We start from the raw sequence: 21,787 nt of genomic DNA on the forward strand, positions 1-21,787 counted from the left end.
GTTGTCGGTGTGCCGGGGGCGATCGGGCAAGGGGCGCTGCCCCTGCCGGGATCTGCGATCCCGGCCACCCTGGAGTATTTCCGGCAAGATGAAGATCAGTATTCCACGCCGATCTGGGCCTTGATGCCGGACCGGAAGGGGTGCTTGACCAGCTCCATCTCGGTCACCAGATCGGCGGCCTCGATCAGCTCTTCCTTGGCGTTGCGACCTGTCAGCACGACATGGGTCATCGCGGGCTTTTCGGCCTGCAGGAATTCGACCACTTCGTTCACGTCGATATAGTCGTATCGCAGGGCGATGTTGATCTCGTCCAGCAGGACCATGCGGTTGGCGGGATCACGGATCAGCTCTTTCGCCTTTTGCCACGCGGCCTGGGCCATCTCGGTGTCGCGGGTGCGGTCCTGGGTTTCCCAGGTGAAGCCCTCGCCCATGGTGTGGAAGGCGCATTTGTCCTGGAACCGCGACAGGATCAGGTCACGTTCGCCGGTGGACATGCCGCCCTTGATGAACTGCACCACGGCGCAGGGCATGTCATGGGCGATGCAGCGGAAGATCATGCCGAAGGCGGCAGTGGACTTGCCCTTGCCCTTGCCAGTGTGGACGATGACCAGCCCCTTTTCGTCCGTCTTGGTCGCCATGATCTTGTCGCGGGCGGCCTTCTTCTTGGCCATCTTCTGGGCGTGGCGGTCGGGGTCTTCGATGGTCATCTTGCACTCCTCATTGGCGCTACAGGCGTAACGTGACGCGGGCGGGCGGGCAAGGAAAAGGGCTTTTACTAAGACTTTGTTTACCTTGTTCGGGTCAAGCTGGGTCATGTCCAGAGTTGCTGCCGTCTTGTCGTGTCTGCCCATCCTCGCCGCCTGTGATGCGCCCACCCCGGGGTTTCGCGGGGCCGATGTAAGCCGCCATACTGTCGACGGCTCTACCTTCGCCGTTTATGTCAAGGGCGAGACCGCGCAGGCCGTGCGCACCAATCGCCAGTTTGCGCCGCGCATCGGCCCACTGGCCGGACAGGCGGCGGTGGCGATGCAGGCGGCCAGCGGGTGCCGGGTGACCAGGCTGGGCGGGGATGCGGCCGTTCTGGTCGGCTCTCTCTCTTGCGGGGGGCGGCCACGTGCGCCCTGTGATGTCGACGCTGTCCTGCAGGGCCCGCGCGGGTTTCGCGCGCCGGTGCTGCGCGCCTGTCCCTAGGCTTCTTCTGGTCTGAAATACCTCGGGGGTGGAGGGGGCTGGCCCCCTCCTGCGCGGTCAGACCTCGCGCTGCATCGTCACGCTGGTCGGACGGTCATAGCCTGCGTGGGCAGTTCGCGCGATTTCACGGAATCCGAGACGCGCGAAGGCGGCCTGGTTCTCGGTCAGCTCGACCCGGGTCTGCAGGCGCAGGGCGGGCAGCCGCAGTTGCCGGGTCCGGTCCAGCGCCAGGGTGACCAGCTGCCGGGCCAGACCCGTGCCACGGGCGTCACGGGCCACGGCCAGCTTGCCCAGATACAGGTGATCCGGCTTTGGCGTCAGGATCACGCAGGCCAGAAGACGATCCCCGGAAAAGAGGCCCCAGAGTTCGTTCACCTCGGCGTCACGTGCGAGCGAGGCCAGCGTCATCTCGCGCAGCGAAGACGGCGGGTCGATCCGACCCTCCATGTAGGCAAAGCTGTCGTGCAGCAGTGTCAGCACCGCAAGCAGGGACGGATCGCCGGGGCCGAGCCTGACCGGTGTCATCCCCCCAGCTCACCGCCGATGCGCGCGCGGGCCGAGTTCGACCGTGGCACCCAGAGGCCGCGATCGATGGCCTCTTGCAGGCGTTCGGCGATCTCGCGCAGGGCGGCGGGATTGGCGTCTTCGATGAAGGTGCGCGTGTCCTCGTCCTGCAGGAAAGCCTCTTCGACCAGATCGAAATGGTGGTTCTTCACCGCGCCGGTCGTGGCGGCGAAGGCGAACAGGTAATCGACCGTCGCGGCGATCTCGAACGCGCCCTTGTAGCCATGCCGTTTCACCCCGTCGATCCACTTGGGGTTCACCACGCGCGACCGCAGGACGCGGGCGATTTCCTCGTCCAGGGTGCGGATGACGGGCCGTTCGGGGCGCGAATGGTCATTGTGGTAGATCGGACGGGCCTGGCCCTGAAGCGATTGGATCGCGGCCGAGGCCCCGCCTTCGAACTGGTAGTAGTCGTCGGAATCCAGCAGGTCGTGTTCGCGGTTGTCCTGATTCTGCACGATCGCCTCGGTCTGGCGCAGGCGCTGTGTCAGCCCCTCGCGGTCGGCCTCGCCTTCGGTCTTCGCGCCGTAGGCATAGGCGCCCCAGGTCAGGTAGGCCTCGCCCAGGTCCCTGGTGTCATTCCACAGCCGTTCGTCGATCATCGCCTGAAGCCCCGCGCCATAAGCGCCGGGTTTCGATCCATAGACGCGGTGCGTCGCTTCACCTGCCCGCGTGCGGGCGGCGGCGGGATTGACGTCTTCGGGTTCATCGAGCCGCTGGACCGCCTGCGCGGCGCTGTCGACCAGGGCGATCAGCTGCGGAAAGGCATCGCGGAAGAAGCCAGAGATCCGCAGAGTGACGTCGACGCGCGGGCGGCCAAGGGTGGTGGCGGGGATGATCTCGAACCCGGTTACGCGGCGGTTGGCGGAATCCCAGGTGGGCTTCACCCCCATCAGCGCCAGGGCCTGCGCGATGTCATCGCCGCCGGTGCGCATGTTGGCCGTGCCCCAGGCGGTCAGCAGCAGAGTGCGGGGATAATCGCCGTGATCCTGAAGATGCCGGTCGATCAGGAGGTTGGCACTTTTCCAGCCGAGTTTCCATGCGGTTGGCGTGGGTACCGCGCGGCTGTCGACGCTGAAGAAGTTGCGGCCCGTGGGCAGGGTGTCCAGCCGACCCCGGGTCGGCGCGCCGGAGGGCGCCGGGGCGACGAAACGCCCAGACAGGGCGGTGAGGAGGCCCGAGCCTTCGTCCGGCCCGCAGGCTTCGAGCGTGGGGGCGATGTGGGTGCGGATCTGCGCGAGGACGGCGGTCGTGGCTGGGCCGATCTTGTCCGTTTCGTAAGGGGCGCTGTCCATAGTCTCGAGCAACTCGTCGATCAGCGCCATGGCCAGCAGCTCCAACCGCTCGACCGTGTCGCCGTTGGTCCGCCAGGTCTCGGTGGACAGGTTCGCCAGCATTTCGGGCCTCGGCCCGTCCCAGCCTGCCGCCATGTCGCAGTCGAGCGGGTCGAAGCTCAGGCCCAGATCGGCGGCCAGCGCGCGGGGGAGCGAGGCATCGCCGCCCTTGCCCTCGCCGCGCGGGATGCGGGTCAGCGCGATGAGGAGGTCGCGGAACAGCCGCCCCTCGGGCGTCTGGCCGAAGATGTGCAGCCCGTCGCGGATCTGTGCCTCTTTCAGCTCGCACAGCCAGGCGTCAAGCTTGGCCAGATCGGTCTCTTCCTCACCGGTGAAGCCAGCATCCTGATCGACCCCGGTAACCGAGGTGAGCGACAGGATTTCGCGGCGCAGGTGGTCGATGCGGCGCGGGTCGACACCGACGGCCTCGTAGTATTCATCCACCAGCGCCTCGAGGTCGCGCAGCGGCCCGTAGCTTTCGGCGCGGGTCAGCGGCGGGGTCAGGTGGTCGATGATCACCGCCTGCGCGCGGCGCTTGGCCTGGGTGCCTTCGCCGGGGTCGTTCACGATGAAGGGGTAGATATGCGGCACCGGGCCGAGCACGGCTTCGGGCAGGCAGGTGTCCGATAGGGCGATGGCCTTGCCCGGCAGCCATTCGAGGTTGCCGTGCTTGCCCATGTGGATCATCGCCTGCGCGCCCCAGGCCTCGCGCAGGGCGATGTAGAACGCCAGGTAGTTGTGCGGCGGGGCGAGGTCGGGGGCGTGGTAGGTCGCCTCGGGGTCGATGTTGTAGCCGCGGGCGGGCTGCACGCCGACCATCGTGTTGCCGTGGGGGTGGAGCGAGAGCTTGAATCCGGGGGTGCCTTCGGGCGGCGGGCCCTCCGGGGGGAGTATTTCGGGCAAGATGAAGTCGGACGGGGCGAGCGGGGCGACGAAGGGGTCGTCTTCGGGCCTGCCCCATCTGTCGGTGATCTGTTGTTTGACGTCCCAGGGCAGGGCGTTGAAGTGGTCGAGGTAGGTCGAGAGCGGCAGGAAGGTGCCGCCCGTCCGCGTCGCCCGGTCGGTCAGGTAATTGGTGGGGCCTGCGGTGATCTCCTCCATCAGCGTGGCGCTGTCGGCGGGGGCAGCGTCGACGGTGTGGCCCTGCGATTTCAGCAGGTTGAGCGTGTGGACCGTGGCGGCGGGCGTGTCGAGGCCGACGCCGTTGGCCAGCCGCCCGTCCTTGTTGGGATAATTCGCCAGGATGATCGCGGTCTTGCGGTCGGCAGGCGCGGTGCGGCGCAGGGTGGTCCAGTTCCTGGCCAGCTGCGTGACGAAATCGATGCGGTCACCGCGGGTCTGCCAGCCCGCGATCGGGCATTGCGTGGCCTCGTCAAAGAAGGTCTGCCCCTTGAAGGCCACGGCGCGCGACAGGATGCGGCCGTCGACCTCGGGAAGGGCGACGTTCATGGCGATATCCCGGGCCGAGAGGCCGGTGAGGGTCTCGGACCAGACCTCTTCGGACGAGGCCGAGAGGACGACCTGAAAGACGGGGCTTTCGTTGGCCGAGGCGGCGGTCAGAGGGTTCTGGCCGGTGTCTTCGCCGTGCGGCGATCCGACGGCGAAGCTGGTCAGGTTCAGGATCAGCTCGGGCCGGGTTTTGGTGAAGAGGTGATCCAGCGTGGCGGCCGAGACCGGGTCTTTCAGCGAGGCAACGTAGATGGGCAGCGGGTTCAGGCCCGCCCGCAGCAGTGCCTTGGTCAGGCGGTTCACCGGGCCAAGGTCGCCCGCCTGCAACAGCGCACGGTAGAAGATGATCGGGACGGTCGGCGCGCCTTCGGTCCAGGTCTGGCGCAGGGTGGCGAGGTCCGGGTCGGGTGCGCCGGGCCAGTAGAGCCCGGATTTCAGCAGTGGCCGGGCCGGGGCCGGGCGGTCGGTGCCGTCGATCATCGCCCTGGCATGGGCAAGGAAGGTCTGGGCGTTGTCCGGCCCGCCTTCGACCAGCGCCTGCCAGAGGGCGGTGTAGTCGTCTTCGGACACGGTCGAGAAGGTGCGCAGGTCGGCGTCGGGCTTGTCGTCGCCGGGCAGGGCGGCAAAGGGCACCCCGGCCTCGCGCAGGCGCGCGGCGTATTGTTCGAACCCGTATTTCCAGTAGGCCGCGCCGCCGAGGATGCGGGCGACGACCAGTTTCGCGCGGGTCGCGGTCTGGTCAAGGTGCAGGTCCACCGACAGCGGGTGTTGCAGCATCATCATGTTGGCCAGCCGCATCTCGGGCGGGTCGGTCATGAGCGTGCGGGCGGTCGACAGGGCCGCCAGTTCGGTGTCGGCGGCAGAGATCACCACCAGATCAGCCGGGGTCTGGTTCAGGTCGGTGGCTTCGGTGTCATCGACACGGCCGGGGGTGGCGGCAAGAAGGTGCATTTGGGTGTTTCGCCTCTGCCGGGACGGCGCCTCCGGCGGGAGTATGTCTGGAAAGGTGAAGGATCAGGCGGCGGTGTCTTCGGCGGGCAGGGATTTCTCCATGAAGACCGAGGTACCGTTGGCCTGGTAGGCCCCGAAGGGGCCACGGCGGGCAAATCCGTTGCGTTCGTAAAGGCGGCAGGCGGCGTCGAGCAGCTCGGCCGTCTCAAGGCGCAGAAGGGTCAGGCCTTCGGCGCGGGCGGTGTCTTCGATCTGGCGCAGCAGGGCCGCGCCGACGCCCCGGCCACGGGCGGCGTCGGTGACGAAGAAGCTTTTGACCTCGCCATAGCCGTCGCAGAGCTTGAGAGCCGCCGTGCCAAGGGTTTCAGCGCCGTCTCGGGCGGTAAAGAACCGCACCTCGGGCTGGGCGAGCGCCGCGTGGCTGAGGAAGTGGTTTTCCTCGGGGTTGAACAGCCGCCGCATCAGCGCCTGGCTGGCGTCCAGAAGCGCCGAGGCCTCGGGCGCCAGCGGATTGCCGGGCTCGACGATGATCACGCGACCAGCGCCTGTTCGATGGCCGCGCGGTCAAGGCCGGTCTGGCCGATCACGACAAGGCGGGTTTCGCGGGGCGCGGTGCCGAAGGGCTGGTCAAAGTAGGTGTCGATCCGGGGGCCGACAGCCTGCAGGGTCAGGCGCATCGGCTTGCCCGCGACGGCGGCGAAGCCTTTGAGCCGCAGGATGCCGTGGGTGCGGATCACGTCGGCGACCTGTTCGGCATAGGCCTTGGGGTCGGCGATCTCGCCGCGCGACACGACGAAGGATTCGAATTCGTCATGGCCGTGTTCGTGTTCATGATCGTGGTGATCGTCGTCTTCGTCATCGTCGTGGTGATGATGGTGGTGCACCTCGTGGCGCGCGGCCATGTCGGCTTCGGCCGCCGTTTCCAGACCCAGCAGAACCTCGGTCGGCAGCGCGCCCATGGAGGCCTGCACGACGCGGACACCGGGGCGGGTTGCCTCGGTCAGCGTCTGGGTGGTGGCGGTCAGCGCGGTCGGGTCCATCAGGTCGGACTTGTTGACGACGATCATGTCGGCGCAGGCCAGCTGATCTTCGAAAAGCTCGGACAGCGGCGTTTCGTGATCGAGGTTTTCGTCCTGCGCGCGCTGCGCGTCCACGGCGGCGACGTCATGGGCGAAGGTGCCCGCGTGATGCGCCGGGCCGTCGACCACGGTGACCACGCCGTCGACGGTGACGCGGGTCGAGATGCCGGGCCAGTTGAAGGCGCGAACCAGCGGCTGCGGCAGGGCGAGGCCCGAGGTTTCGATCACGATGTGGTCGGGCCGATCCTCGCGGTCCAGCAGCTTTTCCATCGTGGGGATGAAATCGTCGGCGACGGTGCAGCAGATGCAGCCGTTCGACAGCTCCATGATGTCTTCCTCGCGGCAGGTTTCATCACCGCAGCCGCGCAGGATGTCGCCGTCGACGCCGAGGTCGCCGAATTCGTTGATGATGAGCGCGATCCGCTTGCCGTTGGCGTTTTGCAGCATGTGGCGGATCAGGGTGGTCTTGCCGGCGCCGAGGAAGCCGGTGACGACGGTGGCGGGGATCTTGGCGGGCATGAGGGCCTCCGGTGTTGCGGTGACGGCTGATCAGGGCCTATCAGCGTCGGGTGAGTTGGGAAAGGGGACGCAGGTGATCCTGGTCTGTGCGAATTGCGAAGGCGGCACGGCGCTGGCCGAGGCGGTCGAGGCCACGGGAGCGCCGGTGCGGCTGGTGGGCTGCATGAACGCCTGTGGATCGGCGCCCGTCATGGCGGTGCGCGACCCGGGGCGCGAGGCGTATCTCTTCGGGCCGGTGCCGGTGGCTGCGGCGGCGGATGTGCCGGTGTTCCTGGAGCTGTATCGCGACGCGCCCGGCGGGCGCATCGCAGAGGCCACCGCGATCCCGGTGCTCAGGCATTGCCTGATCGGTCGGATCCCGGCGGCATAGGTCACGGGATCACGACCTCGGTCACGGTCTCGATCGGGGTGCCGTCGTGCGCCAGCTGTTCGTGGCTGTTGGCGTTCAGCGTCACGCGCAGCGTCGCGGGCCCCGAAGGCAGGCCCGAGAGGTGGACCCATTCGCCGTAGACCCGCGCTTCCTTCACCCCGTTGACGTAGACATGGGCATGGCCTTGGCCAGCGACATGGGCCGCGTTGACGGCTTCGGGGGCAAAGGTCATGCCGGTCGGCACGATCCGCACATTCAGCGCGCCCGGCCCGTCGGGCAGGGCGGTGACGGCGACGCTGGCGACGGGACCTTCAAGCAGGGCGCTGTGGTCGTGGGTCATCGGGCCCGCGTCGTCGTGCGGTTCGCCGTGGGCGGCATGGTCGTGGTCGTGGCCGGCCGGGGCCTCGACCTGCTGACCCAGCAGGAACCCCGCACCGGTCCCGAAGAAGAGACCGATCACCAGCAGCAGGAGGTTCGCCTTCATGCCGTATCCTCGCGCGACCAGAGCCAACCCGCGAGCGCGCCAAGCACGGTCCAGACCATCAGGCCGACGCCAAGGGCGCGGGCGGCGAACAGTCCGGCCAGTTCAGGCGGGACGGGGCCGACGTAATCGGGGGCCTCGGGGGCGCCGATGACATGCGGTGCCAGGATCAGCAGGGCGGCAAGGCCCCACTGGACCCATCCCCGACCATAGGCGATCAGCGCAAGGCCAGCGGCGGTGGCCGCCACAGTGGCGAACCACCAGACCTGCCGCGCGCCGACATCTGCCGCCGCATTGCCGGGCAGTTCCGGCGGCAGGGAAAAGGCGGGCGCAAACTGCACCGCGACAAATCCCGCCACACCCCAGAGCAGGCCGGTGCGCGCATCGATCCGCGCGCCGCGCCCTTGGGCCAGTGACATGCCCGCGACCAGCAGCATGGCGTAGCCGCAGTAGATCAGGGCCGAGAAGAGAACCGACAGCGCGTCGCGCACCGGGTCGAGGGCAAAGGGCATGGGCGGCACCGGGGTCGACCCGGAACCGAAATGGACAAGGGCACCGGATTCGAACAGCTCGGACCGCAGGAGGGACGGCTGGACGAATGCCAGTTGCAGCACGGCGGCCAACAGGCCCGCCGCGAATCCAGCGAACAACGCGCTGGTCAGCAATTTCTGGAACATCTGACTAGGGGTCAGGGCCTTAGTGGCAGGGGAAGCCGGTGGCGTGGCGCACGTCGTGGGCCGCGTCATGCAGGGCCGATGCCTGTGCGTGGCCGGCGGCGAACACGATGCCAAGGCCGATCACGGCGACCGCGAAGATCGCGGCGATGTCGGAACGAACGGCGGAGAGGCCAAGGGTCTGGGTCGTCATATGTCTATACTCCTTCGCCGTCATCCCCGACGGCGGTTTGGGTTTGCTCACACGGCCGGTCTCCTGGCTGGCGGGTCGTTGCGCGGCCTTGCCTTCCCGGTGTCCCAGTGGCGTCAAAGGCGCGCTCGCCGCTTTACAGTCGCGGGGGCGGCTGCGGTTTCGGACCCCGATATGGGTCATCCGTTCCGCATTCCCGATTATCCCCTGGCGCTTGGCACCATAACGGGGAACCGTATCCCTTCGTTCTGGCGGCTTGGGGGTCGTTCCGTCAAGGGCAAAAGCGGTATAGGGCGGGCCGTTGCGACGGGTCCCCGTGGCGCGGGGCAATGCGGTGGCCTGACTGGCAAGGGGCGGTCTTGGCTTCGATATGACGTGGGGTTCCGCAATATCTTGTGGGTAACTCGGCGGGCGAATGCCAAATAGGCCCTACATTTGTTGACTCGGCCGGTCCGGACACCCAGCATGGCCGGACCTTTTGGAATCATCAGGACCTGCATTGCGCTTTTCGAAACTCAGACTGACCGGCTTCAAAAGCTTCGTCGATCCGACGGAGCTTTTGATTCATGACGGTCTGACGGGCGTGGTTGGGCCGAACGGCTGTGGCAAGTCCAACCTGCTGGAAGCGCTGAGGTGGGTCATGGGCGAAAGCCGCCCGACCGCGATGCGCGGCGGCGGGATGGAGGACGTGATCTTCGCCGGCGCGGCCTCGCGGCCCGCGCGCAACTTTGCCGAGGTCGCGTTGCAGATCGACAACTCGGAACGGCTGGCGCCCGCTGGTTTCAACGACCAGGACCAGATCGAGATCGTGCGGCGGATCACCCGCGACGTCGGGTCGGCCTACAAGACCAATGGCAAGGAAGTCCGCGCGCGCGATGTGCAGATGCTGTTTGCCGATGCCTCGACCGGCGCGCAGTCGCCCGCGCTGGTGCGGCAGGGGCAGATTTCCGAACTGATCAACGCCAAACCCAAGGCGCGGCGGCGCGTGCTGGAAGAGGCGGCGGGGATCTCGGGCCTCTACCAGCGGCGGCACGAGGCCGAACTGAAGCTGAAGGCGGCGGAACAGAACCTCGCCCGGGTCGATGACGTGATCGAGACGCTCGCGCAGCAGCTGGCGACGCTGGAACGGCAGGCCCGTCAGGCGCAGCGCTATCGCGCCATCGGGGCGGAACTGCGGCGGGCCGAGGGCCTGCTGCTTTATCGTCGCTGGAAAGAGGCGGACGAGGCGCGGTCGGCCGCACTGGACGAATTGCGGGGCAAGGTGGCGGCGGCCGGACAGGCCGAACAGGCGGCGGTCCAGGCGGCCAAGGCGCGCGCCACCGCCGAAGAGGCCCTGCCGCCGCTGCGCGAGGAAGAGGCCGTGGCGGGCGCGATCCTGCAACGCCTTCAGGTGCAACGCGACCAGCTGACCGAGGACGAAACCCGTGCCGCCGAGATGATCGCGACCCTGACCGCCCGCATCGACCAGCTGTCGAAGGACCGCGACCGCGAACAGGGGCTGAACCGGGACGCGGGCGAAACCATCGCCCGTCTGGAATGGGAACAGCGCGAACTGGCCAAGGCGGGCGAGGGGCACGAGGGCGCGCTGGCCGATCTGGCCGAAGAAGCCCGGCAGGCCGCCGCGATCCTGACCGAACGTGAGGGCGACCTGTCGCAGCTGACCGAAGACGTCGCGCGTCTGGCCGCACGGCACCAGTCGGCGCAGCGTATGTTGGACGACAGCCTGCGCAATCGCGCCCGGGCCGAGTCCGAGGCCGAAAAGGCCCGCACCGCCGTGACCGAGGCGCGCAAGGTCCTGACCTCGTCAGCCGAGGACCGGACGAAGGCGGCGGCCGAGCTGGATACCGCCCGCGCCACGGTCGAGAACGCCGAAGAGACGCTTGTGCAGACCGAAGCCGCCCGCGCCGAGGCCCAGACCCGCGAGGCCGAAGCCCGCGCCGCGCGGTCCTCGGTCGAGGGGGAGCTGAACGCGCTGCGGGCCGAAACCACGGCGCTTGCCCGGCTGGTACAGCGCGAGGCGGCGGAAACCGGGCAGCTGCTGGATACCGTGCGCGTGGCCCCGGGGTATGAAAAGGCATTGGGCGCCGCCCTGGCCGATGACCTGCGCGCGCCGATCGTGGTGGATGACGGCCCCTCGGGTTGGGTCAGCCTGCCGGACTATGACCGTACCGCCGCGCTGCCCGAGGGCGCGATGTCGCTGGCCGAGGTGGTGACCGTGCCCGAGGTGCTGCGCCGCCGGATCACCCAGATCGGCCTGATCGAGGCCGAGGATGCGCCGCGTCTGCAGCCCCTGCTGCGTCCGGGCCAGCGGCTGGTGTCGATCGAGGGTGACCTGTGGCGGTGGGACGGGCTGCGCGCCTGGGCCGAAGACGCTCCGTCGGAAGCCGCGCTGCGGTTGCAGCAGCTGAACCGGCTGGAAGAGCTGAAACAGGAGATGGAGCGCGCCACTGCCCAGGCCGACGGCGCCCGCGCCGCGCATGAGGCGCTGTCGAAACGCCTGGCCGACCTGGCCGACGCCGACAAGCGCGCCCGCGAGGCGCGGCGGCAGGCCGACGGGCTGGTCGCCCAGGCCGCGCGGCGTCTGAACCGCGCGGAATCCGATCACTCGATGGCAGAGACGCGGTTGGAAAACCTTGGCCTGTCGGTGTCGCGGTTCGAGGAAGAGACGCTCGCGGCCTCGGCCCAGCTGAAAGAGGCGGAGAAGGCGGTCAAGGATCTGCCCGACCTCGACACCGCGCGCGGCGCCGTCGAAGAGGTCAAGATGGCGGTCGAAGCGGCCCGGGTCACCATGATGTCGCGTCGTGCCAGCCATGACGAGCTGCGCCGCGAAGGCGAGGCCCGCAAGCGTCGCAGCCAGGAAGTCGTCAAGGAAATCAGCGGCTGGAAACTGCGGCTTGAGACCGCCGACAAGCGGATCGCCGAGCTGGACAGCCGTCGCGGCGACAGCGAGGCCGAACTGGCCGTGGCGCAGGCCGTGCCGTCCGAGCTTGCCGGGAAGCGGGCGGCGCTTGATGCCGATATCGTCACCGCCGAGGCGCGGAAGACCAAGTCGCGGGAGGCGCTGGCGGTGGCCGAGGCCGCGCTGCGCGAGGCCGTGGCGGGGGAACGGGACGCCGAACGCACCGCCTCGGAGGCGCGCGAGGCCCGCGCCCGGGTCGAGGCCAAGGCGGATGCGGCGCAGGAAAACGTGTCGCGCAATGCCGAGCGCATCGCCGAAGAGCAGGAGATGACGCCGAAGCAGCTGCTGGAAAGCCTGGGGGTCGAGGTTGCGACCATGCCGTCGTCGGATGCCATCGAAAATGACCTCAACCGCCTGCGCCGCCAGCGTGACGCGCTTGGCGCGGTGAACCTGAGGGCCGAGGAAGACGCCAAGGAGATCGCCACCGAACATCAGACGCTGGTCACGGAAAAGGACGATCTGACCAGCGCCATCGCCACCCTGCGCGGCGGTATCGCCGGGCTGAACCGCGAAGGGCGCGATCGGCTGCTGCAGGCGTTCACGCAGGTGAACCGCAATTTCGGCATGCTGTTCCGTCACCTCTTCGGCGGCGGCGAGGCGAACCTTGTGCTGGTCGAATCCGAGGACCCACTGGAAGCCGGGCTTGAGATCATGTGCCAGCCGCCGGGCAAGAAACTGTCGGTCCTGTCGCTGCTGTCGGGGGGCGAGCAGACGCTGACGGCGATGGCGCTGATCTTTGCGGTCTTCCTGACCAACCCGGCGCCGATCTGTGTCCTCGACGAGGTCGACGCGCCGCTGGACGACGCCAACGTCACGCGGTTCTGCGACATGCTGGACGAAATGGTCCGCCGCGCCGACACGCGGTTCCTGATCATCACCCACCACGCGGTGACCATGGCCCGGATGGATCGCCTGTTCGGCGTGACCATGCAGGAAAAGGGCGTGTCGCAGCTGGTGTCCGTCGACCTGAAGAAGGCCGAGCAGCTGGTCGCCTAGATCAGCGTTTGCAGGACCACGTTCGTTTCGTAGCCCTTGATTTCGTCCATCCGGAAATGGCGTTCGGCGAAGTCGGCATAGGCCTCCATCGTCTGGCATTCGAGGATCAGGACAAGGTCGGCCTCTCCGGTCACGTGATAGAGGTGCTTCACCTCGGGCAGCTTGCCAAAGTACTCGCGGAACCGGGCCCGCATGTCGGGGCGACCGCGGTTGAGGGGCAGGGTCACGATCAGGGTGATGTTGCGGCCTGTGACGTCGTCGGAGAGGACGGCGATTTCGCGGGTGATGGCGCCGATCTTGCGAAGACGCTGCAGGCGACGCAGGCAGGCAGCGGGGGAGAGGCCAACCTGGTCGGCCAGCTCGGCGCCGGTCTGGCGGGCGTCCTTTTGCATGAGAGCGAGGATTTGGTGGTCGAACTGGTCGAGGTCCATGGGAATTTCTCGCTAGTCGTGTTTTTGCCGCGTTCAAGCGGTCCAACTTGCGGAAGATTATCACTGTTTGCGAGATTTTGCGATCCGTGATCGTCGTGGCCGGTCATCCTTGTCGTATCAACAGGAGATGCCCCATGTTCCATGCTTCAATTCCAAGCCGTCCTGCCGTCCTCAAGCGGCCCTCGCTAGTCCGCCTGATGTTTGCCGCCTGGGTCGAGCACCGTCGGCTGGCGCGCGATGCCGAGCGGCTGCGCCATCTGCCGGACTATTTGCTGGACGACCTCGGCCTGACCCGGGATGGCCGCCGCCAGCCTTAGCAGACGCTTAACCATGTGCACCGTAGCCTCGCCGTGTCGCGACCCTTCGCGGCGTGAGGAGGTGATGAGACTGAACGAGAATGAATACCGAAAGTGGATGGTCGTACTGGCCGCCATCACGGTGGTGATCGCGATCATCAAACTCTGGTCCGGCCTTCCGTAGGTCGGGACAGAGTGGCCCGGCAGAGTCGCACCTCTGCCGGGCCTTTTGGTGATTTCGCTGAACGAAAAGAATATCGATGCCTCAAGATGTACCACATCCCCTAACATCCGGTAAAGAACGACCCTCAAAGACGGTTAAGAAGCGCCTGTGTCGGCCAGGCGTCGGCGGGCAGGCCAAGCTCCTGCTGGACCAGCTGAACGGCCTCACGCGACTTGGCGCCGAGGATGCCGTCGATGTCACCCACATCATAGCCCCGCGCGGCCAGCTTCTGTTGCAGCTGCTTCATCTGCCCGCCCGACAGGCCCGGATCGGGGTTGCCCGCGTCGAACACCGGCGCGCCGGTCAGGCGGGTGGCGAAGTAGGCGGCGGTCAGGACGTAGGTAAAACTTTGGTTCCATTCGAAATAGACGTTGAAGTTCGGGTAGGCGAGGAAGGCCGGCCCCTTGCGCCCCTGCGGGATGATCACCGAGGCGGGCAGGTTGGCGGCCCATTGGCCCGACCGGGGACGGACGCCCATCCTTTCCCATTCGGCGGGGGTCATCGTCGTGCGCAGGCCGGTTCTGGACCAGTCCATCTCGGCGGGCACGGTGATCTCCTGGATCCACGGCTCGCCGGCGCGCCAGCCCAGATGGCTTAGCATCTTGCCGCCGGACATCAGCGCATCGGGTGCCGAGGTCTTGAGAAGGACATGCCCGTCGCCGTCGCCATCGACGCCATTGGTCAGAATATCCTCGGGCAGCATCTGGACCATGCCGATTTCCCCGGCCCAGGCGCCTGTGGTGCGGGCGGGGTCAAAATCGCCGTGTTCGTAAAGTTCCAGCGCGGCGAAGATCTGGGGGCGGAAGATCTCGGGGCGTCGGCAATCATGGGCCAGCGTGGTCAGGGCGTTCAACGTGTTGAAATCGCCCTGAAACGCGCCGTAGTCGGTTTCAAACGCCCAGAAGGCCAGAAGCACCCCGCGTGACACCCCGTAGTCGCGTTCGATGCGGTCAAAGATCGCGTCGTACTTCTTGGCATTCGCCACGCCCGCGTTGATCCGGTTGGCCGAGATCAGGCGACGGGCGAAAGTGGTGAAATCCAGCTGGAAGACGCCCTGCGCGCGGTCGGCCTTGAGCACGGCGCCATCCTGCCGCACGCCCGAGAAGAACCGGTCGACCGTGGCGGCGGCGTGACCCTTGGCCGTGGCTTCCGCCTTCAGGCCCTTGACGAAGCTTCCGAAATTTCCGCCACAACTGGCGGCGGCCTGGGTGCTGGTCAGCGCCATCAGGGTCAGGGCGGTCAGGGTGCGGATCATGAGGGTCCTCTTGGCTGGTCGCGGCGGGGGCAGCGTAACAGGTCAGGCCGGGTGGGCAATGCCTCAGAGCGCGGCGCCCAGGATGGCCACGAACAGCATCACGCCCCAGGCCTTCCAAAGCATCATCACGGCGCGGTCGATGTCGCCGGGCGCGGCGTCGCGGCGGCCGGTTTCGTTGACCCAGGGCAGGTCCTGCATTTCACCGTGATAGCTGCGCGGGCCGGACAGCGCGATGCCAAGGGCGCGGGCCATCGCGGCTTCGGGCCAGCCGGCATTGGGCGATCGGTGCAGGCGCGCGTCGGCGCGCAGCGCCCGCCAGTCCGTGCCGCGCCCCGAGGCGAGCACGAGCAGCAGGGCGGTCAGGCGGGCGGGGACGAGGTTCAGCAGGTCGTCCAGCCGCGCGGCGGCCCAGCCGAAGGCTTCGTGGCGCGGGGTGCGGTAGCCGATCATGCTGTCGGCGGTGTTGACGGCCTTGTAGGCCAGCATGCCGGGCAGGCCCGCGATCAGGAACCAGAAGGCGGGGGCGATGACCCCGTCGCTCAGGTTCTCCGCCCCGCTTTCGATGGCGGCGCGGGCGATGGCGGGGGGCTCCATCTGGGTCGTGTCGCGGCCCACGATCATGGCGACGGACCGGCGTCCTTCGGTAGTCGACAGGCGCAGGGCACGGGCGACGGCGCGGACGTGATCGGCCAGCGAGCGTTGTGCCAGCAGGACGGCGGCGACCAGCACCGTCGGGAGGGCGCCGAGGGCTTCGATCACCCCGCCCAGTGCCACCCCGCCAAGGACCAGCGCCCCGGTCAGCAGCACACCCTTCAGGCGGCGGGCGGCGCCATGGTTGAACCGCCTGTCCGCCCAGCCGATGGCGTTGCCGATCAGCACCGCCGGATGCGTCAGCCGCGACCAGAGCCAGCGGGGTTCGCCGAACGCCGCGTCCAGCAGCAGGGCGAGCGCCAACATCAGGCGAACCCGGCGATGGCCGCTTCGACCCGGGGCCAGTCGTCCGGCGCGGGCAGGCCCAGGCGCAGGACGGTGGCCGACCAGGGGAAGGTCCGGGTCCAGATATGTTCGGCGGCGAGGTGGTGGTGCAGATCCTCGGCCTCGGGGTGGTCATATAGCCGGAAGAGCGGCGTGCCGCCGGTAAGTGTCGCGCCCACGGACTGCATCGCAGTGTCCAGCCGCAGGGCATCGGCGGTCAGCCGGGCGGTGGTGTCTTCGGGCCAGAAAAGATCGGTCAGGGCGCGGCGGCCGATGTCCAGCGCGGGGCCGGACACGGGCCAGGGGCCAAGACGCGCGGCCAGTTTCGCCACCAGCTCCGGATCGCCCATGACCGCGCCCAGGCGCAGGCCCGCCAGACCCCAGAACTTGCCAAAGCTTTTCAGCACCAGCGTGCCGGGGCGGGTGGCGAGGTGGACGAGCGAGCGATCCGGCGCGATGTCGCAGAAGCTTTCGTCGATCACGCAGAGTGGCGCGTCGGCCTCGGTTTCCGTGAACCAGCGTCCGTCGGGGTTGTTCGGGTGCACCACGACGCGGGCCTTGGCGGCGTCGTCGGTGACGACCTGCCAGCCCGCCGCCTCGAACGATGCGGCGTGTTCGTTGTAGGTCGGCTGGGTGATCCGCACGCTGCCGGGGCGCGACAGGTAGGGGATCTGCGCGATGACCGACGACAGGCCCGGCACGGCGATCAGCGCCGCCCCCTCGGGGCAGCGCCAGAACCGCCGCGCGGCGGTGACGAAGGCCTGCGCGGCGGCCTGGTCGGGCAGGTCGGTCCAGGCGCCCGGGGGGATGTCGCCAAGCGGGTAGGGCACCGGGTTGATGCCGGTCGACAGGTCGATCCAGCCCGCACGGTCGCCGCCATAGAGGGCGACGGCGGCATCGAGGCGACCGCCATGGTCGCGGGTGGCGGCGGGATCAGTCGGCATCGGGCAGCGGCGGGTGCCGGGTCACGAAATGCCCCTTCACGCCGACGGGCCAGTCGCGGAAGGGCACGCGGCCGGTGTCGCTGTCGGAATGCATCACCGCATAGTCGACGATGGCCTGCGCGGCCTCGGTATCCGGGGTGAAGCGGCCCAGGGTATAGGCCAGCTTGCCCTGCGCCTGGATCGCGATGTTGCAGCCATGGGTGCAGCCCATCAGGCACGAGGTCCGGCGGGTGCGGACTTCGGTGCCCTCGGCTGCGGCCTCGACCAGCATGGCGAGCGCCTCGCCATCGGTCACGCCCGTGCCACGTTCGGCCCAGTCCTCGCGCTTGCAGGTGTCGCAGATGGTGATCCAGCTTGTCATCGTCGTTCCCTCCGGCCCGGGCGGGGCCAAGTCCGGAGGGGTATCATCCAAATCGGTCCGATTTGGCAAGCGTGTGGATCAGCCGCGCCCGTGGGGTGCGGCGAAATCCAGATCCGGCCCGATCGGGATGATCCGGTTCGGATTGATGTGGTCGTGGCTGTAGTAGTAGTGCCGCGCGATGTGATCGAGGTTCACGGTCTCCTCCACGCCCGGCCATTGGTACAGCTCGCGCAGATAGCCCCACATGTTCGGAAAATCGACGATGCGGCTGCGGTTGCACTTGAAGTGCGTGTGATAGACCGTGTCGAACCGCACCAGAGTGGTGAAGAGCCGCCAGTCGGCCTCGGTGATCCGGTCACCGGTCAGATAGCGGTTTTCGGACAGGATGCCCTCGATCCAGTCGAGGCTGTCGAAGAGTTCGGTGACCGCCTTGTCATAGGCCTTCTGCGACGAGGCGAAGCCGGATTTGTAGACGCCGTTGTTGACGGTGTCGTAGACGCGGGCGTTGATCTCCTCGATCCGGTCGTGAAGCGGGTCGGGATAGTAGTCGTCGGTGTTGCCGGTGATCGCGTCGAAGGCGCTGTTGAACATGCGAATGATCTCGGCGCTTTCGTTCGACACGATCTTGCCCTGCTCCTTGTCCCAGAGCACCGGCACGGTCACGCGGGTCGTCGCCTGGGGATCCGAGGTCGTGTAGACCTCGTGCAGCTTGTCCTTGCCCAGCAGGGTGTCGCCGGTCGCGCCGGGGTAATCGCCCGACATGGTCCAGCCTTCATCCAGCATGTCGGGATCGACGACCGAGACGGTGATGTGATCCTCAAGCCCCTTGAGCTTGCGGAAGATCAGCGCGCGATGCGCCCAGGGGCAGGCATAGGCGACGTAGAGGTGATAGCGCCCGGAGGCGGCGGGAAACCCGCCCTCGCCACTTGGTCCGGCACTGCCGTCGGCGGTGATCCAGTTGCGGAACGTGCTTTCCTTGCGGTCGAAGGACCCATCCTTTGACAGGCTGGCGAGGCTTTCGGTGCGCCACTTACCGTCGATCAGCTGACCCATGTGTATATCTCCTTTGCGACATAACCTAACCCGCAGGGCGGGCCGCGCCACCGTGCGGGGCGCGCAGGTCGGGTGCGGTGATGCACAGGGGGGGCGGGGCCGGAGGCGATCGTGACGGCGGCCATGTCGTGCCCGGGGCCACGGGCGTCGGGAATGGACATTGCCTGTCGTCCGCCTGCCGCCTATAGACGGGGGGCAATGCCCCAAGAGGGGCCGGAAAGGTGCCGGGCCTGCGCATCGACCCAATCAGGGGATCGCGTGGCCGGATTGTGAGGCCCCGCCGCCCGGCGGGCCAGCGGCCTTTTCGAAGACGTGGAAAGGACAGCCTATGCGCATCGCACTCGCCCTCCTCATGACGGTCTTCACGGTTCTTGCCGGTCCCGCCGCGGCCCATATCGGTCACCTCGGAGAGGTCGCCGGCCATGGTCACTGGCTGGGCGCCGCCGCCATCGGTGCCGCCATCGCCATCGGGCTGTGGCAGGGCCTGCGCGGCAAGGCATCCGAGAAGGAAGACGAGGCCGAGGACACGGAAGAGCTGTCCGACGAAGAGCCGCAGGAGGCCTGAGCCCATGAAGACCGGTGTCATGATCTGCGGCCACGGGTCCCGCAGCCAGTCCGCTGTCGACGAATTCGCCGTGCTGGCCGAAAAGCTGCCCGCGCTGCTGCCGCCCGACTGGCCGGTCGACTACGGCTATCTCGAATTCGCCAACCCGGTGATCCGCGACGGGCTGGACCGCCTGCGCGAGGCCGGGTGCGATCGGATCCTGGCCGTGCCGGGGATGCTCTTTGCCGCGATGCACACCAAGAACGACATCCCGACGGTGCTGAACACCTATGCCGCCAAGCACGGGATCGAGGTCAGCTATGGCCGCGAGCTGGGCGTCGATCCCAAGATGATCGCCGCCGCCGCCGCCCGCATCCGCGAAGCGATCGACGCGGCCGACAGCGATGTCCCGCTTGAGGAGACCTGCCTTGTCGTGATCGGCCGGGGTGCGTCTGACCCGGACGCCAACGGCAATGTCGCCAAGGTCGCGCGGATGCTGCACGAGGGGATCGGCTTTGGCTGGTGCGAAGTCGGTTATTCGGGTGTCACCTTCCCGCTGGTCGAACCCTGCCTGAACCATGTGGTGAAGCTGGGCTACAAGCGCGTCGTGGTCTTCCCCTATTTCCTCTTCTCCGGGATCCTCGTCGACCGGATCTACGGGTTTACCGACCGGGTCGCCGACCGCCACCCTGAGATCGAATTCCTCAAGGCCGGGTATCTGAGCGACCACCCGCTGGTCATGGATACCTTCGCCGAACGCGTGCGCGAAATCGCTGGCGGCGTGGTCGTGCCGAACTGCGGCATCTGCGCCTACCGCGAACAGGTGCTGGCGATGGACAATGGTGAACACGTCCACATCCGCCCCGAAGACCGCGCCCACCCGGCCTTTGCCGAGGTGCCGCCGCCGACCTGCGTGCTGTGCAAGTACCGCACCGCCGTGATCGGCTTCGAGGGCGAGGTCGGCGCGGTGCAGGAAAGCCACCATCACCACGTCGAAGGGCAGGGGGCCTCGGCGCCCGGGTCGAACGTGGCGGACTGTGCGCTGTGCGACACCTTCTGCACCGGGGAATGCCGGCTGGACTTGGGGCATCACCACCATGACCACGGACACGATCATGGGCATGACCACCACCATGATCACGGGCATGATCATGGGCACGGTCATCACCATGGGCACCACCACGGACATGACCACGGCCACGGGCACCACCACCACGCCGAATATCCGCACGCCAAGCACCCGCTCGGGCCGGAAAGCGCCCGCCGGTCATGACCGCGCGGATCTTTGACACCCATGTCGTCGTCGACTGGTCGGCGCGCAATGCGCCCAGTCCGGTGCGCCCGTCGAAAGACGCGATCTGGATCGGGGTGCAGCGCGACGCGCAGGCCGAAGAGCCGCGCTATTTCCGCACCCGCCACGGTGCCGTCGCCTGGCTGGCCGATTTCCTGTCGGCCGAGGCCGCCCTGGGCCGCCGGGTGCTGGCGGGCTTCGACTTTCCTTTCGGCTACCCGCAGGGCGTGGCGCAGCGGATCTGCGGATCCGACCGGGCGCTCGACCTCTGGGACTGGTTCGCGGGGCAGGTGTCGGACGGGGTCGACAATGCCTCTAACCGTTTTGCCGTGGCGGCGCGGATCAATGACCTTTTCGACGGGGTGGGGCCCTTCTGGGGGCGACCCGAGACGGCCGATCACCCGGCGATCCCGGTCAAGCAGACGGCGCGCGCCGGGGCCGATCAGCCTGCCGAACGGCGCCACGCCGATGCGTCGGTCAAGGGGGCCAAGACGATCTGGCAGCTGGCCTATGCCGGATCCGTCGGCAGCCAGGTGATCCTTGGCCTGCCGGCCCTTGCCGCTCTGCGCAGCGATCCGCGCCTGGCGGGCCGCGTGGCCGTCTGGCCGTTCGAGACGGGTCTGGACGTGCCCGAAGCGCAGGTCGTCCTGGCCGAGGTCTACCCCTCGCTCTGGCAGGCCAAGGCCCATGCGGCCCGGCGCGAGGACGAGGTGCTGGACAGCGCGCAGGTGCGTGTGACCGCGGCCGAGCTGGCCGCCTGGGACGCGCAGGGCACCCTGGCCCGCGCCTTTGCCGGGCCCGCAGCCCTGACGCCCGACCAGCGCGAGGTGATTGCGCGCGAAGAGGCCTGGATCCTTGGCGCGGGGCTGGATGACGCGCCGGATGACCCGGTGCATGTGCCCGCCGTCATGCGCTATGAACACGACCCCGCCGCGATCTACGCCGAAAGCTTTGCCACGGTGCGGCGCGAGGCGCGGCTTGACCGTTTTCCCAAGGGGCTCGATGCGATGGCGATCCGGTTGATCCACGCCTGCGGCATGGTCGAGGTGGCGGACCGGCTCGCCTTTTCGCCGCGCGCGTGGGAGGCCGGGCGCACCGCCATGCTGGCCGGCGCCCCGGTGCTGTGCGATTGCGAAATGGTCGCGGCCGGGGTGATCCGCCGCACGCTGCCCTCTGACAACGAGGTCATCGTGACGCTGAACGACGCGGAGGTGCCCGACCGCGCCAAACGGATCGGCAACACCCGGTCGGCGGCGGCGGTCGAGCTGTGGGAACCGCATCTCGACGGTGCCGTGGTGGCCATCGGCAACGCGCCGACCGCGCTGTTCCACCTGCTTGAACTGATCGACGCCGGCGCCCCGCGCCCGGCCGTGATCCTGGGCTTTCCCGTCGGCTTTGTCGGCGCGGCGGAAAGCAAGGCCGAATTGGCGGCACGCCCGCGCGGCTGCGATTTCGTGGCCCTGCGCGGGCGGCGGGGCGGGTCGGCCATGGCCTCGGCCGCGGTCAATGCGCTGGCGGCCGGGCTGCCGGGGGAAGAGGTCTGATGATGGGGCATGTGGCCATCCGGGGATGCCTCCGGCGGGAGTATTTGGAGCAAGATGAACGGGGGCTTCATCTTGCCGGAAATACTCAATTCGCAACATGTGAAGGGGACAGG

At 68.0% G+C, this 21,787-nt stretch carries 21 protein-coding genes and 1 riboswitch; of the genes, 7 read left to right on the forward strand and 14 right to left on the reverse strand.

Annotation, left to right across the window (positions count from 1 at the left end; all coding sequences use genetic code 11):
- Nucleotides 1-95 precede the first annotated feature (95 nt).
- Nucleotides 96-707, reverse strand: a complete 612-nt coding sequence (gene cobO / locus E4S58_RS11335; RefSeq protein ID WP_136636506.1) for a cob(I)yrinic acid a,c-diamide adenosyltransferase — start codon at nt 705-707, stop codon at nt 96-98.
- 106 nt (nt 708-813) lie between these two features.
- Here cobO and E4S58_RS11340 point away from each other — a divergent pair, with 106 nt between their 5' ends.
- Nucleotides 814-1,191 carry a hypothetical protein gene (locus E4S58_RS11340; RefSeq protein ID WP_205965382.1) on the forward strand — a complete coding sequence of 126 codons (378 nt, stop codon included), beginning with the start codon at nt 814-816 and terminating at the stop codon, nt 1,189-1,191.
- Between the two features lie 57 nt (nt 1,192-1,248).
- Here E4S58_RS11340 and E4S58_RS11345 read toward each other — a convergent pair whose 3' ends face one another.
- The 4 genes from E4S58_RS11345 to cobW form a co-directional block, all read right to left on the reverse strand.
- Complete coding sequence (locus E4S58_RS11345) at nt 1,249-1,716, reverse strand: GNAT family N-acetyltransferase (RefSeq protein ID WP_136636507.1); 468 nt, start codon at nt 1,714-1,716, stop codon at nt 1,249-1,251.
- A complete protein-coding gene (gene cobN / locus E4S58_RS11350) occupies nt 1,713-5,489 on the reverse strand; it encodes a cobaltochelatase subunit CobN (RefSeq protein WP_136636508.1) in 3,777 nt (1,258 codons plus the stop codon). Before cobN ends, E4S58_RS11345 begins: the two co-directional genes overlap by 4 nt.
- Before the next feature lie 63 nt (nt 5,490-5,552).
- Nucleotides 5,553-6,023: a GNAT family N-acetyltransferase gene (locus E4S58_RS11355; RefSeq protein ID WP_136636509.1), complete on the reverse strand. Its 471-nt coding sequence runs from the start codon at nt 6,021-6,023 to the stop codon at nt 5,553-5,555.
- Nucleotides 6,020-7,087 carry a cobalamin biosynthesis protein CobW gene (gene cobW, locus E4S58_RS11360; protein ID WP_136636510.1) on the reverse strand — a complete coding sequence of 356 codons (1,068 nt, stop codon included), beginning with the start codon at nt 7,085-7,087 and terminating at the stop codon, nt 6,020-6,022. The genes E4S58_RS11355 and cobW overlap by 4 nt, the downstream gene beginning before the upstream one ends.
- Nucleotides 7,088-7,160: 73 nt before the next feature.
- On the opposite strand from cobW, the gene E4S58_RS17890 reads away from it, so the two are divergent.
- Nucleotides 7,161-7,457, forward strand: a complete 297-nt coding sequence (locus tag E4S58_RS17890; RefSeq protein ID WP_169052657.1) for a DUF1636 family protein — start codon at nt 7,161-7,163, stop codon at nt 7,455-7,457.
- Between the two features lies 1 nt (nt 7,458).
- Here E4S58_RS17890 and E4S58_RS11370 read toward each other — a convergent pair whose 3' ends face one another.
- From E4S58_RS11370 to E4S58_RS11380, 3 genes are read right to left on the reverse strand one after another with little or no spacing between them, the layout of a single operon-like run.
- Nucleotides 7,459-7,941 carry a hypothetical protein gene (locus E4S58_RS11370; protein WP_136636512.1) on the reverse strand — a complete coding sequence of 161 codons (483 nt, stop codon included), beginning with the start codon at nt 7,939-7,941 and terminating at the stop codon, nt 7,459-7,461.
- Complete coding sequence (locus E4S58_RS11375) at nt 7,938-8,615, reverse strand: CbtA family protein (RefSeq protein ID WP_136636513.1); 678 nt, start codon at nt 8,613-8,615, stop codon at nt 7,938-7,940. The genes E4S58_RS11370 and E4S58_RS11375 overlap by 4 nt, the downstream gene beginning before the upstream one ends.
- A gap of 19 nt (nt 8,616-8,634) precedes the next feature.
- Nucleotides 8,635-8,805, reverse strand: coding sequence for a CbtB domain-containing protein (locus tag E4S58_RS11380; RefSeq protein ID WP_136636514.1), 171 nt, complete (start codon nt 8,803-8,805; stop codon nt 8,635-8,637).
- Nucleotides 8,806-8,841: 36 nt separating this feature from the next.
- Nucleotides 8,842-9,055, reverse strand: a riboswitch (cobalamin riboswitch).
- Between the two features lie 246 nt (nt 9,056-9,301).
- Between E4S58_RS11380 and smc the strand changes: the two genes are divergently transcribed.
- On the forward strand, nt 9,302-12,757 hold the full coding sequence (gene smc / locus E4S58_RS11385) for a chromosome segregation protein SMC (protein WP_136636515.1): 3,456 nt from the start codon (nt 9,302-9,304) through the stop codon (nt 12,755-12,757).
- Here smc and E4S58_RS11390 read toward each other — a convergent pair.
- Complete coding sequence (locus tag E4S58_RS11390) at nt 12,754-13,188, reverse strand: Lrp/AsnC family transcriptional regulator (protein WP_136636516.1); 435 nt, start codon at nt 13,186-13,188, stop codon at nt 12,754-12,756. The two genes, smc and E4S58_RS11390, sit on opposite strands and share 4 nt — an antisense overlap.
- Before the next feature lie 134 nt (nt 13,189-13,322).
- On the opposite strand from E4S58_RS11390, the gene E4S58_RS11395 reads away from it, so the two are divergent.
- Entirely contained in the window at nt 13,323-13,505 is a 183-nt protein-coding gene (locus E4S58_RS11395; protein ID WP_136636517.1) for a DUF1127 domain-containing protein, read from the forward strand.
- Nucleotides 13,506-13,792: 287 nt separating this feature from the next.
- Here the strand turns inward: E4S58_RS11395 and E4S58_RS11400 are convergent, their stop codons facing one another.
- The 5 genes from E4S58_RS11400 to E4S58_RS11420 all read right to left on the reverse strand — a co-directional run bounded on the left by E4S58_RS11400 (nt 13,793) and on the right by E4S58_RS11420 (nt 18,295).
- Nucleotides 13,793-14,962, reverse strand: coding sequence for a lytic murein transglycosylase (locus tag E4S58_RS11400; protein WP_136636518.1), 1,170 nt, complete (start codon nt 14,960-14,962; stop codon nt 13,793-13,795).
- 63 nt (nt 14,963-15,025) lie between these two features.
- A complete protein-coding gene (cbiB, locus tag E4S58_RS11405; protein ID WP_420821281.1) occupies nt 15,026-15,922 on the reverse strand; it encodes an adenosylcobinamide-phosphate synthase CbiB in 897 nt (298 codons plus the stop codon).
- Entirely contained in the window at nt 15,919-16,881 is a 963-nt protein-coding gene (locus E4S58_RS11410) for a threonine-phosphate decarboxylase (protein WP_136636520.1), read from the reverse strand. Before E4S58_RS11410 ends, cbiB begins: the two co-directional genes overlap by 4 nt.
- Nucleotides 16,871-17,242 carry a DUF1636 family protein gene (locus E4S58_RS11415; protein ID WP_136636521.1) on the reverse strand — a complete coding sequence of 124 codons (372 nt, stop codon included), beginning with the start codon at nt 17,240-17,242 and terminating at the stop codon, nt 16,871-16,873. Before E4S58_RS11415 ends, E4S58_RS11410 begins: the two co-directional genes overlap by 11 nt.
- A gap of 78 nt (nt 17,243-17,320) precedes the next feature.
- On the reverse strand, nt 17,321-18,295 hold the full coding sequence (locus E4S58_RS11420) for a glutathione S-transferase family protein (RefSeq protein ID WP_136636522.1): 975 nt from the start codon (nt 18,293-18,295) through the stop codon (nt 17,321-17,323).
- A 328-nt stretch (nt 18,296-18,623) separates the two neighbouring features.
- Between E4S58_RS11420 and E4S58_RS11425 the strand changes: the two genes are divergently transcribed.
- The 3 genes from E4S58_RS11425 to E4S58_RS11435 all read left to right on the forward strand — a co-directional run bounded on the left by E4S58_RS11425 (nt 18,624) and on the right by E4S58_RS11435 (nt 21,674).
- Entirely contained in the window at nt 18,624-18,860 is a 237-nt protein-coding gene (locus tag E4S58_RS11425; RefSeq protein ID WP_136636523.1) for a DUF6732 family protein, read from the forward strand.
- Nucleotides 18,861-18,864: 4 nt separating this feature from the next.
- Nucleotides 18,865-20,112, forward strand: coding sequence for a sirohydrochlorin chelatase (locus E4S58_RS11430; RefSeq protein ID WP_136636524.1), 1,248 nt, complete (start codon nt 18,865-18,867; stop codon nt 20,110-20,112).
- Nucleotides 20,113-21,038: 926 nt separating this feature from the next.
- On the forward strand, nt 21,039-21,674 hold the full coding sequence (locus tag E4S58_RS11435) for a precorrin-8X methylmutase (RefSeq protein WP_136636836.1): 636 nt from the start codon (nt 21,039-21,041) through the stop codon (nt 21,672-21,674).
- Nucleotides 21,675-21,787: the final 113 nt, after the last annotated feature.

This window comes from Pseudooceanicola onchidii, from assembly GCF_004959925.1.
GTDB lineage: Bacteria > Pseudomonadota > Alphaproteobacteria > Rhodobacterales > Rhodobacteraceae > Pseudooceanicola > Pseudooceanicola onchidii.